This window comes from Bifidobacterium dolichotidis, from assembly GCF_003951975.1.
GTDB lineage: Bacteria > Actinomycetota > Actinomycetes > Actinomycetales > Bifidobacteriaceae > Bifidobacterium > Bifidobacterium dolichotidis.
Map to the genome: position 1 here is coordinate 34,229 of NZ_QXGM01000003.1, position 15,536 is coordinate 49,764.

Genomic DNA, 15,536 nt, shown 5'->3' on the forward strand with positions numbered 1-15,536 from the left:
TTTGGGCAGGTTTCACTTCTGTGATTCCTGCCCAAATTATTTTTCAGTATCGTTTTTTATTTATTTCTGCAAATCCTTTGGCAACGTGTTATACCAACGGTGCAGTTCTTCCACGGCTACCTCATGGTCAACTGGGCCGTTATCGAGTCGGTATTCCAGCATGTGCTTGCGTGCCATACCAACGAGACGACCTGGTTCAAGACCGAGCTCAGCCATAATCTCATCGCCATTAAGATCTGGACGAATGGCGTCAATATCCTCTTGCTGCTTGAGCTGACGGACGCGCTCTTCCATCTCATCCATAGCGTGCTCAAACATACGAGCCTTGCGCTTGTTTTGCGTAGTTGCATCAGCACGCGTCAAACGGTTCAGACGCTCATAGAGATGACCTGCATCCTTAACGTAACGGCGTACTGCAGAATCCGACCATGGCTCATCAACATAGCCGTGGAAGCGCAAATGCAAGTTCACAAGCTCGCTTACGTCATCCACAATATGGTGATCAAAGCGCAGTGCGCGCAGGCGCTTACGCGTCAGCTTGGCGCCAACGGCATCATGGTGGTGGAAGCTGACCTTGCCACCTGGCTCGAACTTACGCGTCTTTGGCTTGCCAATATCGTGCACAAGTGCAGCAAGGCGCAGTGTCAGATCAGGTGCTGGCACAGGACCGTCAGGACCCGTTTCCAGAGCAACAGCACGATCAACAACAATCATCGTGTGCTCAAACACATCCTTATGACGGTGATGCTCGTCAATTTCGAGCTGCAGTGCAGGAATTTCAGGGAACACAATGTCGGCCAAACCGGACTCAACAAAGGCTTCAAGGCCCAAACGAGGACGATCTGACAGCAGCAGCTTCGTCAGTTCATCGCGTACACGTTCTGCCGAAACAATATTGATGCGATCAACCATGTCGGTCATTGCTTCAGCAGTTTCTGGAGCAATATGGAAACCGAGCTGAGCCACAAAACGAACTGCGCGCATCATACGCAGTGGATCATCGTCAAACGACTGACGTGGATCAACTGGTGTACGCAGTACTTTCTTATTCAAATCATTAGCGCCGCCGAATGGATCAACGAATTGAAGATCAGGCACGCGCAGAGCCATAGCATTCACCGTGAAATCGCGGCGGGACAGATCACCTTCAAGCGAGTCACCATAGGCAACTTCAGGCTTGCGTGATTCTGGATCGTACTTATCGGAACGGTACGTCGTGACTTCCATCTGCACTTCCGTACCGTCAGCACGGCGACGCAATGCACCCAGCGTGCCAAACTTACGTCCCATATCCCAGAAACCATCTTTGCCATACTTACGCAAAATTGGTTCAAACTGTTCAGGCGTAGCTGACGTACAGAAGTCGAGATCATGTGAGTGCCTACCCAACAGCAGGTCACGCACAGGACCGCCAACGAGTGCAAGCTCGTATCCTTCTTGAGCGAATAAACGTCCTAATTCAATGGCTTCCGGCCAAACTTCGAAGTCCACGCCAACCCTTTCGGCTCATTCTTTCTGCCCTTCAAGCATACCGTTATCCCATCTGCTTAGAATTTTGAGTAAGGTGGAAGATATGGTTACCCCGGCTGATGTTGCTCGAATGCATGCACATGCATCGAATAATCATGCCCATGTGACCGATGAATCAGACACGCTTATCTATACGTCTGAAGCCGAAAACGAGCAATTACACGCGACTATTGCGTTGCCAAGTGATTTCGCAGCACAACTGCATGCTGCCGAAACGCAGCACACCCCAACACCCGCTATGATGCCGCCACGCCGAACGAGCGATCGACCTGCTACGTTTGCTTCTCTTGATGCACAAGAGCTGCCTGTCGTGCGCGAATATTCTGCAGGCGGACTCGTGTTTGACGATCAAGGTCGTGTGGCAATTATTGCAAGGCATTCACGTAGTGGACACTTGGAATGGTGCCTACCAAAAGGTCATATTGAAAAAGGTGAAACGCCACAGCAGACAGCTGTGCGTGAAGTACACGAAGAAACTGGCATTTTGGGTGAGGTTATCGATTCCATTGCCACGATAGACTATTGGTTTACAGGAACCAGCCAGCGCGTTCATAAACTTGTACATCATTTTGCATTACGTCAAATTGGGGGCGAGCTTACGGTTGAGGGAGACCCTGACCATGAAGCCGAAAATGCAATTTGGGTTGACTTCGCAGATCTCGATGATGTGCTGAGTTACCCTAATGAGCGTAAGATAGCTTGGTTGTACGCAAGGAAACTCAACAGACAGGCATAACCGTGGACCATCGCTCAGCCAAGTCGCAACTTATGCTGGCTCTGGCCGCTTTACTGGCCATGGTGCTAGCAGTTGTTCCATGCTGCTCACTAACGGCACAGGCACAAGCACAAGAAAACGCTCATCAGCCTGCAATTGAATCTGCTCATACTGTGCAAATTACATTGGATGCCTTTACGGCTGTAGTCAATGAGCATTCTGGTGTGGATATGACTGCCACCGTGCATAACAACACGGATGAGCATCTTGATGCAGGTCATGTGCAGCTCTTTACGAACACTTCGCATGCATTTGTTTCGCGCGCCAATATTCAACAGTGGGCCGAAAATACGTCAAGTCTTGATGCAACCGAAGAACTGGGTTCGGTTGAAGTTGAGCCAATTGATGCACATAGCGAGCGTACTGTTTCCCTGCATGTTGATGCCGATAATCACGTGTTGAAGTCGTTCACCATGTGGGGCGCTCATCCAGCTGCTGTGCTCTATACGCCAGATGTCGATAATGCGATTGCCGCCAAAGAGTTTTCTGCTCGCGTCAATACGTTCTTAACGCGTTCACAAGAGGGAATGAACGCGCCACAGACGCCAAATCTTGATTTGTCTATTGCTATGCCATTGGCCACTGATCAATGGAAGCTCAATAAAGATGAGCTCAATACCTTAATGACCAAGCCAAATGCGCAAGCTATGAATGCAACGTCTATTGCTACTTTGAATGCCAATACGACGCAGCAAATTCGTGCTAAGAATCAGCTCGTTTCCAAGTTCCCAATGCTGCAAACTGTTGTGGATCCACGTGTGCTGTCTACGCTGCGCACGCCACGAGCTAGTGCATTAATGCAGCCTGGTGAGCTGGATATTACGGCATATGCAGCACTTAATAATGCTGACTCCTATGCAAAAGCCGGTGTTAATGCACAGAGCTGGAATGCTATTACCGGTTTGAATACGTATCGTGGCACTGTTGGCGATGAGTCAGCACATGTTGATGCTATTGCTTGGCAAGGGGAAGGCAATTGGACGCTGCAAGCCTTGGCAACCGCTCATAGCCAAGGCTATTCAACGGTTATCGCCACACATGATTTTGATGATGCGAATGCAGCTACTGCGCATACTGGCGTAGCTGTGGTGCCAACAGAAACTGGTGATGTTACTGTGCTCATGGCACAGCCAGTGCTGTCTTCGTTGGCTGGCGGCCATAGCACGTCGCAAGATGCTCAGGCTGAGCAAACAACGGCTGGTCGTGTGGCTCGTTTTGTGGCCCAAAGTGCGTATTACCAAATGGAACAGCCATATTTGCAGCGTCATTTATTGGCTTGCATGAATACGTCGACGTCGCCTGAAGATGTTTCGGCATTAATGAGTGCACTCAAAGATGCTTCTTGGCTGAACTTGAGGAGTCTGCACGATATGGCGCAGGCGGATCCATACGCCGTTGGTATGGATGCTGAGCAGATGGCTCCACAAGAGTCAAATATTGATACGACTGCTACTACGCAGACGCTGTCGCAATTGGCCTTTAGCCGTAGCCGTCTTCGTCGTTTTATTTCGACGATTATTCTGCATACGAATAATCCAAAGGCTCAGGATGAAGATACTGCTGATTCCGAGCATGCTAATGAGCCTGCGACCGAGGATTCGGCTTCTCCGAAGGACTCTCCGTCGCCGGATCAGCAATCGCCATCACCATCGCCTGCTCCAGCAAATAATCTGCCTTCGGTTGATGCTTGGACGCAAATGTTGCTGGAGTCGCAGGGCTCATTAGCTCGTTTGGCTATGGCTCCAAGTGCAACAGCACGTCACAATATGGCAACGGCTTCTGATGATCTTGCGGACAGTCTTTATAACGCAGTGAAAATCTCGAGCTCAGACAGCTTGATGGTTGTCAGTGAAACGGCAAGCTTGCCAGTGACAGTGTCAAATACGCTGCCATATGCCGTGCATGTGCGTATTAGTGCACGCACTGACTCTATGGAGATTGTGACTTCTCGCTTTGCTGAAACCGACGTCTTACCACGGTCGGAAGCTCAGGTGACGTTCACGGTTCGAGCTTCAACTACGGGTACGGCTCAAGCAACGGAGCAGTTACTCGATGGTAAGAACGTGCCATTCGGGGATACGCATATTACAACTATTACAAGTGCGCTCCGCATCAGCGATAAGAGCGGACTTATGTTCATTATTCTTGCTGTGCTTCTTGGCGTTGTGGGCTTATGGCGCCAATTCCATAAAAAGAAAGACGAGGACCAATGAGCGCTGAGGCATCAAGTCTGGGCCGCAACTCGTTGATTATGGCTTCAGGCACTGCTGCCTCGCGTATTACGGGACAGCTGCGCACTATTTTGCTTGCCGCGGCCATGGGAACGACTGGTATTGCAGCAAATGCTTACCAGGCCGGCTCAATGATTCCACAGGTTATTTTTACGCTTGTTTCTGGCGGTATTTTCAATGCTGTGCTCGTGCCACAAATTGTGCGCACGCTCAAGCATGAAGACGCCGAACGCAGGCTGAATGCCTTGATTTCGTTTGCCATTGTGCTGTTAGGCGTTGTGACTGTGGTCATGATGGCCGCTACTCCACTGCTGTCACGCATTTATGTGAACGGCTCGGAAAGCATGATTGCATTAACGAATGCATTCACGCTGTGGTGTATGCCGCAAATCTTCTTCTATGGTTTGTATACCGTGCTCGGCCAGATTCTGGCGGCCAAGAACCACTTTGCTACCTATGCATGGAGCTCTGTGGGCGCCAATGTTATTTCTTGCGTTGGCTTTATTGCGTTTATTGCACTGTTCGGCCATACGAACGAAGAATCAATGGCCTTCTGGACTGCCGATAAAGTTGCGCTCACCGCTGGTGCTTGGACTATTGGCGTTGGCTTCCAGGCCTTGATTTTGTTTGTGCCACTGATTCATATTGGTGTGCGCTATCGCTGGCATTGGGATATTCATGGCATTGGCTTGCGTTCTATGGGCCCTGTGGCTGCATGGAGCCTGCTCATCGTGGTCATTGACCAGATCGCTAACGTGCTGTGCACGCGTATGACAACGGCTGCTCCTCATGTTGCTGAGCAGACGATGCATATGAATCAGCTTGATGTGGCTGGTAATGCTACGTATCAGAACGCTTACACGATTTATATGCTGCCGTATTCGCTGATTGCTGTTTCGGTGGCAACGGCTGTGTTCCCGCTTATTTCTAACGCTGTGGCCGAAAAGAATATTCAGGAAGCCCGTACGCAGTTGAGCCAGTCGCTGCGCAATGTTGGCGTGCTGATGTTCTTCTTCACTGCCGCTTTTTTGGTGATGCCACTGCCAATTACGCGTGCACTGCTGCCTTCTGTTCCTGTGCCTCAGGCTCTGCTGATTACAGGTCCTCTGATGGCGCTGGCTCTTGCGCTGCCAATGGCTTCGGCATATTTGATTATTCAGCGCACGTTCTATGCGTTTGAAGATGGCCGCTCGCCATTCCTGTTTATGGCGCTTAATTTAACGATTCAGTTGTCGACGATGTATATCGGCCGCGCTCTGTTGCCGCCAACGCATTGGGTTACGGTGCTTGGTCTTTCTGGCAGTATCGGCTATATTCTTTCGTTTATTCCGCTTGTCTTTATGCTGCGTCGCCGTTTCGAGGGCAACCTTGATGGCCGTCGAATTATGTTGACTTATGGAAAAGCCCTGTTGGCAATGGCAGCTTCCATTGTGGTTGGTCTGAGTCTGACGCGTCCAATTTATGCGCTGCTCGGCATTCATATTGCTGATGGCAAGGGCACGATGGGCTGGTTTAAGGCTATTTTCGCCTGCTGCCTGTTTGGCATCGTTATGCTCGTCGTGTATGTGGCAATGCTGTGGGTTATGCGCTGCGATGAGATGATGGGCGTCGCCTCAATGCTTATGCGCCGCCTCGGCTTGGCTAAGAATGCTCCAGCAAGTACTGCAGAAATCAATGATCAAATTGAAGAAGAAGGCGAGCTGAACGGAACACAACAGCAAGTGCCTGATATGCCAGTGCTGTTAACTGAACCGCTTGAGCCTGTCGAAAATAACGAAAACGAAGATGATTCAACTCGTGGGACGTCTGCCACAACGGGCAGTCTCGACAGTAGAATTTCGACTGAACAACACGAGCCGAATTCGGATGCGAGATCACCTCGCACATTCGGGAGATCAGAGGAGACCATGACACCACATCTCGGAGATACGGTGCTCAACCGTTACACGCTTGTCTCACCACTACGTGAAGAACCGGGTCTCATTGTGTGGAAGGCAAGCGATCGTGTGCTGTCGCAGGATTGCCAGCTGTTTATTGTCAGTAACGCGACGGTGCTGCCAGCAACGAATGCTATTGCAGGTTTCCTTGCACGTACGCGAGATCCTCGTTTTACGCCTGTTCTGCAGCTGCAGCATGCTGATCGCATTGCTGTTGTCGTTACGCAGCTCGATCCAGGCATTTCGATTAGTGAATATGTGCGTAAGGCCGATGCTCCGCTGAGTTATGAGGGCATGCGCACAATTATTGCCGAAACGGGCAATGCACTGCGCTACTTGCACCGTCAGGGCCTGAATCACACGGGTATTTCAACCGATACGGTGCGTTTGACGCGTAATGGCGTGCAAATTGCTGATGCACCAGTCAGCTCGGCTTTGGCTGATACGTCGGGCTCGCTGCCAGGTATTACACCTGAGCAGCTTTCGGTGAATCAGCTGGCTGATGTGCTCTATGGCATGCTGACGCGTGAGCCAAGTGTGCCAGGCGCTGAGCGTTCGCTTGATAAGCTGCCTGCAGACTGCCCTGATGAGTTTGTGGCTATTTGCAAGCGTGGTCTGAACTTGTCGGATGATGGCACGCCTACGGTGCCATTGCTGACGCTTGCTGAGCTGACGCTGCTGTTGGGTACGCATAAGCCATGGCATGCCTTGACGCGCACTGATTTGCGCGTTGCTTCGCGCGATGGCGTAGGTTCGATTGTGTGCGCCTCGCTGAAGCCTGCGCAACTAAGCGAACTTATTGCTCTGCCAGATAATCTGGCTTCGTCGAAGCCACTGCCAAAGCTTGATTTTGGCGCTACACCATTGCCTGATCCTGCTGAAATTGCAGCTCGTAAGCAGGCTCAGCAGAAGGCTGCTGCAGCATCTGCTGATAACTCGTTCCGCTCGCTGTGGGCTACGAGTAAGGCCATTATGGGCGGTGCTCGCGGCACTGATGACACGTCTGATGATGTGCAGCCACAAGATGCAACGGAAATGTTCAGCGCCTTTGACGAGGATGCGCCAGAGTCGTTTGCTCCAATGCAGCAGGCGAATTTGACGACTCCAATGGATGTTAGCGCACTGCGTCATGGCAATAAAAATACTTCGGGAAATGGTTTAGCAGCACTTGCAAATAACACCGGTAATTTCCATGTAATAAATAATGAAAATAATGTTGAAATAACTGGTCAAAATAATTTAATTCCCGATGAATTAAAATCTAATAATATTGAGCAGACTCGCACAATTTCTAGTGCTGGAATTGATGTAAATACTGCAAATGCTCAAAAACCACGTTCTTCGGCCTCAAATTCGGCAGTCAATCGTGGCTTGACGATGGCTGATGTGGCTGGTGGCGCACCTACTGCTTTGCCACCAAGCTTCGCACCAAAGTCTCGTATGAAGAGCGCTGATCTGGATGCACCAAAGCCTACCGAAGATCGTCAAAAGAAGCGTCGCCGCAATATTCTTATTGCTGTTGCCGCTATTGTGCTTGTTGCAATTCTCGGTTTGACGATTCGTGCATTGGCTACTGGCACGTCGCCATTCAACTCCACTGGTGGTGGCTCGAACCCATGGCCAACATGGAACTCTAATGATGTTCCATTTGGTAGCCGTTCGGGTGCTGATGTACCTACGCCTCCAGAACCACAGCAGACGCAGAGTCCACAGCCTTCGCAGTCTGCTGAGCCAGAGAACACTACGGCATACCCTGTGGCTTCGCAGCGCTTCTTGGATCGACCAAATGGTCAGCAGGGCTATGGCTACTACTTGAAGCTTGACGGCTCGCATAAGGTTTCTAAGGTGGTCATCACGATTAAATCGTCCGGTGGCCATGGCCAGCTCATTGTGAACTCCCCTGGTAACCCAACGCAAGGCCAGCACGTTGCTGACTTCACCTTTGCTGATGGTGGCACAACCGAGGTCAAGCTCGATAAGCCGGTTGATACGCAAGAAGTGATGCTCTGGGTTCCTATTGATTCGTTGCCTGGTGGTCAGCTGTACATCGAATCGATGAAGGTCTTCTGAGTCAGTTCTGAATCACATTTGAGTCACTTCTGATTTCAAAAATCATTCCCAAAAGGGCGCTACGGCGCCCTTTTTGCGTCTTCACATTTTCTCCATATGTGAGACAGCCCCCTCGTCGTCGCTGCTGCACATCGTATCCTGTTTTGCACGTCATGGAATCGAATCCAGAGACGTTTTCTCTCAAACTAAGTACTGCTTCCCGGCAGTACTGTCCCCTCAACACCACACTGCGTTATGCAGTTGTACCCATCAACAACAGGATCCATCATGAAGTGTAGAAAGCATTATTTTCAGACGACCATTTGTACGGCAGCAGCAGTGCTGATGTTTGCTGGAGCAAACGTTGCCCAAGCTGATACCACCACATCGGACAACCTCACTACGGACTCCCCTGCCGTAAGTGCCATCTTGAATGACATGTTGCAATACATGCCAAATGTGAGCTATGACGAGCTTGAACAATCAGTAGCTTTTGAATCACAAGCATCGCAGATGTCACCGCTCGACGTTGCCGAAGCTGCGCGACAAGAGATGTTTGCGAATCAAATGCCTGTTGCTAATTCAGGCGCAGAGCAAACAGCTAATATCACGCCAATTACGCCGAAGTATGTAGGCGATCTGCTCTGGACCCCAGCACATACGCTGTTCGTACAGCATGGTCATTCGGCGATGTATACGGCAAAAGATCAGATTATTGAATCGACGCCAGAAGCAGGAGTTCATCTGCTCACACGTAAGAAAATGAAGGTTTCTAAGACGGCATACAACCTGAAAGTCAATACCACGCAAACCAAGCGCAATGCTGCCGTAGCAAGGTCGAAGAAATTCGTACGTCGTGCATATAACTACAACTTCGCACTGAATAAGGATTCTAATGGTTCCAAAATGAACTGCTCACAGCTCGTTTGGGCGGCTTATATCTCCTCAGCAGCAAAAATCGATCTCGATGGCACTGGCGGTCCTGGCGTCTATCCATTAGACATAACCGCTTCGTCATATACCTCGAAATATCACACCTATTAAGCCGTATGAGGCAAGAACACGAGTTCAACCACCGATCCCACTGACCGAAGAAGGACCTATGGCTAGCAGAGTTTTTAGTGCTACAACAGCGACAGTAGCTACCTGCGTATTTGCAGCAGCAAGTAGTTTGTGCGGATGCGCCAATATATCGCAGGCCTCAAACGCTGCTAGCCTCCCCTTTGAGGACGTGCACATCAGTGACTACACCTGGGCCATTGATTACAATCCGCTCCACGAATATGGCACACTGCCTACGAATGAGCAGGGCTTTATGGTGTTGGTGCGAAGCGATGGCACCTATGATCTCGTGGCACATGAAGGCCTATATGCAGGCCAATCTCGATGGACACAGCAGGGTTTGTTCTTCCCTGATACCACAGCTGATTACTGGATGACACCGCAAGGCAATAGCAAAGTAGAGCATCACGAAACGCAATATCTCGACGATATTGTGAGCCTCAATAACGGCCAAACTATGGTGTCACTCTACAACCTTGGCAACCAAGGCGACGGCTATAAAGAAGGCATTAGCATTTCTACCAAGCAAGCTAATACCTATGGCACTATTGTGACCAACGATACGAATTATCCGGTCAATGCGGCCTGCAATGCCAATGTATTCAGCGCATATGGGGCCATGACCGATGATGGCACTGGATCCAATTTAACAATTGACCAAACCGTCGAAAACGGCAAGCAAACGCATCAGCAGCGGTTGCAAGTCTTTGAGCCATATAACTCACTGTCCGTTATTGGCAATAATGCGCCATGTAGCAACGATCACATGGTGTTTTTAACAGCCCTCTCACTCGATGTAGGAGCCCACAAAAAGGGTAAGCCACAAGGCAACTCTCAAGACGTATTTCTTGTTTCTAATGTTGATGTAAAAAATAATGAAATAAATTCAAAAGAAATCGTAAATAAAGATGGTAAAAAAGAGTTAATAAATGCTGGCTCTTTCTATAACGCCGTCATTGATGCAGGATCTCTTACTGCAGATAACCAGCTCGTTTGGGTCAATGGCGATGGCACGGTTATGCAAACTGACATCAACACGGGCACTACGATCACACTCAATGACGATGTGGCCTGCGATGTGGATGACTATGGAGACCCGGTCTGCAACGTATACACCACAATGGATGAGCACACGATCACGGTACTCAAAAGCGATGCAGCAAACCCGCATGATGACGTCACTATTACAACAATTGATAAGCGTACGGGCGCTACACGCAAAAAAGTGGCCATAGAAGGCCTGAACAAGCTCTTCCCGGAGAATGAGTACGCCTACAGTATTTCGGCCAAGCCAGAGGGCTTCTAGACAAATACTCACAGAGTCCAATGCGAATATTCATCAGACGCTAAGGTCAGGCTTTTAGAGTGAAGCCATGACTGAAAAGCAAGAACTTCGCGATGTAATCATCATTGGCTCCGGCCCTGCAGGCTACACTGCAGCTATTTACTTAGGCCGCGCAGGCCTCAAACCACTCGTTATTGCAGGCGCCCTGACGCCTGGTGGCCAGCTCATTAACACTACTGAGGTCGAGAACTTCCCTGGCTTCCCAGATGGCATTATGGGCCCAGATCTTATGGAAAACATGCAGCGTCAGGCTGAGCGCTTTGGTGCTGAACTCGTATTCGACGATGTTATTGATACGTCGCTTGAAGGTGAAGAAAAGGTTGTTCGCGTCAGCGGCGGCGATGAGTTCCGATCTCGCGCGGTTATTGTGGCCACAGGCTCGAATTACCGCCATCTTGACGTTCCAGGCGAAGATGAGTACTCCGGTCGCGGTGTCTCCTATTGCGCCACCTGTGACGGCTTCTTCTTCCGTAATAAGCCAATTGTTGTTGTTGGCGGCGGCGACAGTGCTTTTGAAGAAGCACAGTTCTTGTCTCGTTTCGGCTCCTCAGTTACGCTGATTCACCGTCGTAACGAGTTCCGTGCATCGAAGATTATGGTGGATCGCGCTATTGCTAATCCAAAGCTCGATATGGTGCTTGATTCCGTTGTTGAATCAATTAACGGCGATGGTACGAGTGCTGAATCGGTAACTGTGCGCAACCTCAAGACCGATGAAATTACGACGATTCCAGCAAATGGTGTGTTTGTAGCCGTTGGTCACATTCCACAAACTGGATTCCTTGGTGATCAGGTTCGTCTTGACGACCGTGGCTACGTGCTCACCGAAGGCGCTTCAACGCGTACGAACCTTCCAGGCGTCTTTGCCGCAGGTGATTGCGCAGATCCTGTGTATATGCAAGCGATTTCCGCTGCTGGCATGGGTTGCCGCGCCGCACTCGACGTGCAATCGTTCCTCGAAGACGCGCCATTAGGCCAATGATACGCTTCTGAAACACTTATCAAAATACGCATGTTCTCTGGTCCTGATTTGGTGCTTGACCGAGAACATGCGTATCATAGTTGCAGCGGAATGAAACAATGGCGTTTCATTTCGTTATTTTAATTTTTGGCTTCAATAACCATCGTTCGAGTGGCTCATTCAGCTTCTGCTAGTAATGCCCTCTAATGCTTACTGCGCGTTGGCTTCTGCGTTCTGCTTGGCAATTGCTTGCACAGTCATCAGCTGGTCCACAATGCGTTCCATCTCTTCAGGGCTGGAGAACACGATTTCAATACGACCGTGCTTCTCAGAACCCTTAATCGAGACCTTCGTAGCAAAGCGCTGCTCAAGGTTCTGCTGAATTGGCGTGCCAGCCCACAGGTTATTGCGGTTGAGCTTGTGCTTGTGCTCTGGCTTACCGTCAGCATCCTTCGACTGCAGCGAGACGATTTCCTCAACGCTGCGAACCGACAGACCTTCCTTAATAATGCGATCAGCAAGCTTAATCATCTGCTCTGGCGTCGAAAGGCCCAGCAAAGCACGAGCATGGCCAGCAGACAGCTCGCCTGCTACGACGTGCTTCTGCACCTCGCTTGGCAAGTTCATCAAGCGCAGCGTATTAGCAATCTGAGGACGCGACTTCGAAACCGACTGCGACAGCTGCTTCTGCGTCAGACCGAACTCATCAATCATCTGCTGGTATGCAGCAGCCTCTTCGAGTGGGTTCAGCGCTACACGGTGCAGGTTCTCGAGCAGAGCATCACGCAGCATGGCATCGTCGGCCGTCGTCTTGACGATTGCAGGAATCGTCTTGAGGCCTGCGAGCTGCGATGCACGCCAGCGGCGCTCACCCATGACGAGCTCGTATTCGCGCGTCATTGGCTCTTCTGCATGGCTTTCACGAGCCTGCTCAATCTGATCAGCTGGACGCTTCCGTACAACGATTGGCTGCAGCACGCCGACCTCTTCAATCGAGTGTGCGAGCTCCTCAAGCTCACCCTTGTTAAACGTCAGACGAGGCTGGTGCAGATTTGGACCAATCTGCTTAACATCAAGCTCCATCAGGTAGCCGCCCTGAACTGGCTTGAGCTGCGTTGTAGAGCCGTCTGCTGCGGCCTGACGAGCCGTATGAGCAAGCTCAGGATTAATTGGCGAGCCATCGAAGAACATGTCGCTTGGGTGCTGTGCCGTCTCGGCCACCGATGGCATCACAGCGCGTTTGTGCGACGACGACTTCTTCTTCGTTTCGTGTGAAACAGCTGGCACTTCCAACTTGTGCTCGGCAGCTTCTGGCGTCAACGTCAGTGGCTTAGACAGTCGTGAAACAGTCTCGGCGTTACGCGTCATCTCGCCCATCGAAGGAATCGTTGAGCTCAGTGGGGACACAGGGCCTTCTGGTTCTTCTGATTCCTGTGGTTGCGACACTGGCTCAGCAACCTTACGTGGCTTTGCCTTACTACGAGGCTTCGCTGGCTGCTGGACTGGCTGTGCAGGCTCCGGAGCTTCTACTGGTTCTTGTGCGCCAAAGGAGTGTTCGAGTTCGTTTTCTTCAGGCAGCGATGGGAACAGTGCACCTAAACCGCGACCAAGCCTTGATTTTCCTGACATTATCAGTCCTCGTTCTTCCTAGCGTGCAACGTGTTAATAACCACTTCCGAGCGTCCATTGATCTCAAGTGCTGCTTCGCAGTAAGCAATTGCACCTAAGCCCTTAGGGTCATAGGTCACCACAGACTCATTAAAGCTTGGGGCCTCCGATACCTTCACTGCTCGCGGAATCGTGGTATCGAGCACGATCATTGGGAAGTGAGACTTGACCTCTTCGTAAACTTCGCGGCTCAGCAGCGTACGCTTATCGAACATCGTTACGAGCATCGTAGAAACGAGCAACGTTGGGTTGAAGTTCTTCTGCACCAGGCCAATCGTGTTAATGAGCTGGCCCAGACCTTCGAGTGCATAGTATTCAGCCTGAATTGGGATCAGCATCTCGTGTGCTGCGCACATAGCGTTAATAACCAGCAGGCCAAGGCTTGGTGGGCAGTCAATGAGCACGTAATCGTAGTGCGTCTCCGAGGACTCCAAGAACTCATCAAGCTTGTCTCGCATCAGGTTGTTGCGGTTAGGCATATCAGCGAGCTCAAGATCAGCACCAGACAGATCAATCGATGCAGGAACCACATGCAGGTTATCGAACTGAGGGCAGATCTGCATAACGTCAGCAATCGAGCTACGACCTTCAATAACGTCGTATACCGAAGCCACACCCGAGTTATGCTTGGCTCCCAAAGCAGTAGAAGCATTGCCCTGCGGATCCATATCAATCACGAGCACATTGAGGCCGCCCTGAGCCAGTGCGGCAGCAACGTTCACGGTCGTTGTGGTTTTACCGACGCCACCCTTCTGGTTGGCCACTGCAATACGACGTGTTTCACGTGGATGATCGTATTTTGCATCCTTCAAGCGCTCAAGACGACGTGATTCGTCTGCCATTTCTGCACCAACAGAGGACTCACCATCAGCGAAGATACGCTTGATTGTTTCAGTGGCATCTTCCATGCCCAGGGTCTCAGGGTTGTTCCCTTGTGCGGTCACGAAACTGTCCCTTCTTATAAATAGCTGTTGTCAAGTATCGGCGCCTCTATGGACCTAAGGAGTTATCCACAATTATTTGTGGATAACTGTGTATAACTGTTGACAACCGCAATTAATGCGTTTGGGTGTTTTGCGAATTCAGGTTCTAAACCCGCATTATTTCAACGTTTTTCTTGAACTGCAACTCAAGGCGTGTATCTTGTGGATAATCTTCAAAAGTTGTCCCCAATATGTGCATAACTCAAGTTGCTGCATGCGCTGGAGCTATCGACGATGCTTCATCGCTCGTTTATCGACAATCACCACATGCGTTGGCTCAAGACCTTCAGCTACTGGAGCCTCTTCAACACGAGCATGAACGCCGCCAGCATGAGCAATTTGCTTAGCTGCCTTTGTGATTTCTGCTTGTGCTGAGCGGCCCTTGAGAGCAATAAGCTTGCCACCCGTTGCAACAAGTGGCAAAGCCCAGCCAGAAAGCTTCGTCATAGGTGCCACTGCACGGCAGGTAACCACGCTAAATGGGTGCGAAATAGCCTCAGCAACCTCTTGTGGCACATCGACTTTGGACTTATGGCCATGTGCTTGAGCAATAGCTCCAATCGCCTCTTCAGCACGTGCACGCACCACGACCGTATTCTGAAGGCCCATTTCTTCTATGCATTCATTAAGCCAAGCGCAGCGGCGCTCCATCGGTTCGATGAGCGTAAACGAAACATCTGGCAGCATAGCTGCGGCCACCAAGCCTGGGAAGCCACCGCCCGAACCAACATCGGCTACGGTCTTGAACTGGGCTTTATGAAGAGCCTTACGAATAAACGGGACGACGGCAGCCGAGTTCAGCAAATGACGTTCCCACAAAATGTTCTGGTCGCGTGGGCCGATCAGGCCTCGTTCCTCACCTTCGCGATCCAGCTTTGCATAAAACGCCTGCACTTTTGGCAGAGCTTCACCGAACACATCCGTCAGTAGCTTCGAGCCTGCTAAAACGCTGTCTTCAGCCATGCTCATTCCTCCAAATTTGGGTACTACCAATA

At 50.6% G+C, this 15,536-nt stretch carries 10 protein-coding genes; 6 read left to right on the plus strand and 4 right to left on the minus strand.

All coding sequences use genetic code 11. The annotated features are described in order from the left end of the window. Positions 1-60 precede the first annotated feature (60 nt). Positions 61-1,491: a CCA tRNA nucleotidyltransferase gene (locus D2E26_RS06770; protein ID WP_125963968.1), complete on the minus strand. Its 1,431-nt coding sequence runs from the start codon at positions 1,489-1,491 to the stop codon at positions 61-63. Positions 1,492-1,573: 82 nt separating this feature from the next. On the opposite strand from D2E26_RS06770, the gene D2E26_RS06775 reads away from it, so the two are divergent. The 6 genes from D2E26_RS06775 (at position 1,574) to trxB (ending at position 11,911) form a co-directional block, all read left to right on the plus strand. Beyond that, a complete protein-coding gene (locus tag D2E26_RS06775; protein WP_164515907.1) occupies positions 1,574-2,266 on the plus strand; it encodes an NUDIX hydrolase in 693 nt (230 codons plus the stop codon). A 2-nt stretch (positions 2,267-2,268) separates the two neighbouring features. Next, positions 2,269-4,518, plus strand: a complete 2,250-nt coding sequence (locus D2E26_RS06780; protein WP_125963969.1) for a DUF6049 family protein — start codon at positions 2,269-2,271, stop codon at positions 4,516-4,518. Continuing rightward, positions 4,515-8,543: a murein biosynthesis integral membrane protein MurJ gene (locus D2E26_RS06785; RefSeq protein WP_241218910.1), complete on the plus strand. Its 4,029-nt coding sequence runs from the start codon at positions 4,515-4,517 to the stop codon at positions 8,541-8,543. Before D2E26_RS06780 ends, D2E26_RS06785 begins: the two co-directional genes overlap by 4 nt. Before the next feature lie 267 nt (positions 8,544-8,810). After that, entirely contained in the window at positions 8,811-9,566 is a 756-nt protein-coding gene (locus tag D2E26_RS06790; protein ID WP_125963970.1) for a YiiX/YebB-like N1pC/P60 family cysteine hydrolase, read from the plus strand. A 58-nt stretch (positions 9,567-9,624) separates the two neighbouring features. Continuing rightward, positions 9,625-10,890, plus strand: a complete 1,266-nt coding sequence (locus D2E26_RS06795) for a hypothetical protein (RefSeq protein WP_125963971.1) — start codon at positions 9,625-9,627, stop codon at positions 10,888-10,890. A gap of 67 nt (positions 10,891-10,957) precedes the next feature. Next, a complete protein-coding gene (gene trxB, locus D2E26_RS06800; RefSeq protein WP_125963972.1) occupies positions 10,958-11,911 on the plus strand; it encodes a thioredoxin-disulfide reductase in 954 nt (317 codons plus the stop codon). 189 nt (positions 11,912-12,100) lie between these two features. On the opposite strand, the gene D2E26_RS06805 is transcribed toward trxB, so the two are convergent. The 3 genes from D2E26_RS06805 to rsmG form a co-directional block, all read right to left on the minus strand. Then, complete coding sequence (locus D2E26_RS06805) at positions 12,101-13,519, minus strand: ParB/RepB/Spo0J family partition protein (protein WP_125963973.1); 1,419 nt, start codon at positions 13,517-13,519, stop codon at positions 12,101-12,103. A gap of 2 nt (positions 13,520-13,521) precedes the next feature. After that, a complete protein-coding gene (locus tag D2E26_RS06810; protein WP_125964045.1) occupies positions 13,522-14,466 on the minus strand; it encodes a ParA family protein in 945 nt (314 codons plus the stop codon). Between the two features lie 300 nt (positions 14,467-14,766). Beyond that, positions 14,767-15,510, minus strand: a complete 744-nt coding sequence (gene rsmG / locus D2E26_RS06815; protein ID WP_420897213.1) for a 16S rRNA (guanine(527)-N(7))-methyltransferase RsmG — start codon at positions 15,508-15,510, stop codon at positions 14,767-14,769. Between the last annotated feature and the right edge of the window lie 26 nt (positions 15,511-15,536).

Coding starts and splice junctions, on each gene's coding strand:
- rsmG (WP_420897213.1), bottom strand. CDS start 15,510: ATGAGCATGGCTGAAGACAGCGTTTTAGCAGGCTCGAAGCTACTGACG.
- D2E26_RS06790 (WP_125963970.1), top strand. CDS start 8,811: ATGAAGTGTAGAAAGCATTATTTTCAGACGACCATTTGTACGGCAGCA.
- D2E26_RS06775 (WP_164515907.1), top strand. CDS start 1,574: ATGGTTACCCCGGCTGATGTTGCTCGAATGCATGCACATGCATCGAAT.
- D2E26_RS06795 (WP_125963971.1), top strand. CDS start 9,625: ATGGCTAGCAGAGTTTTTAGTGCTACAACAGCGACAGTAGCTACCTGC.
- D2E26_RS06785 (WP_241218910.1), top strand. CDS start 4,515: ATGAGCGCTGAGGCATCAAGTCTGGGCCGCAACTCGTTGATTATGGCT.
- D2E26_RS06810 (WP_125964045.1), bottom strand. CDS start 14,466: ATGGAAGATGCCACTGAAACAATCAAGCGTATCTTCGCTGATGGTGAG.
- D2E26_RS06805 (WP_125963973.1), bottom strand. CDS start 13,519: ATGTCAGGAAAATCAAGGCTTGGTCGCGGTTTAGGTGCACTGTTCCCA.
- trxB (WP_125963972.1), top strand. CDS start 10,958: ATGACTGAAAAGCAAGAACTTCGCGATGTAATCATCATTGGCTCCGGC.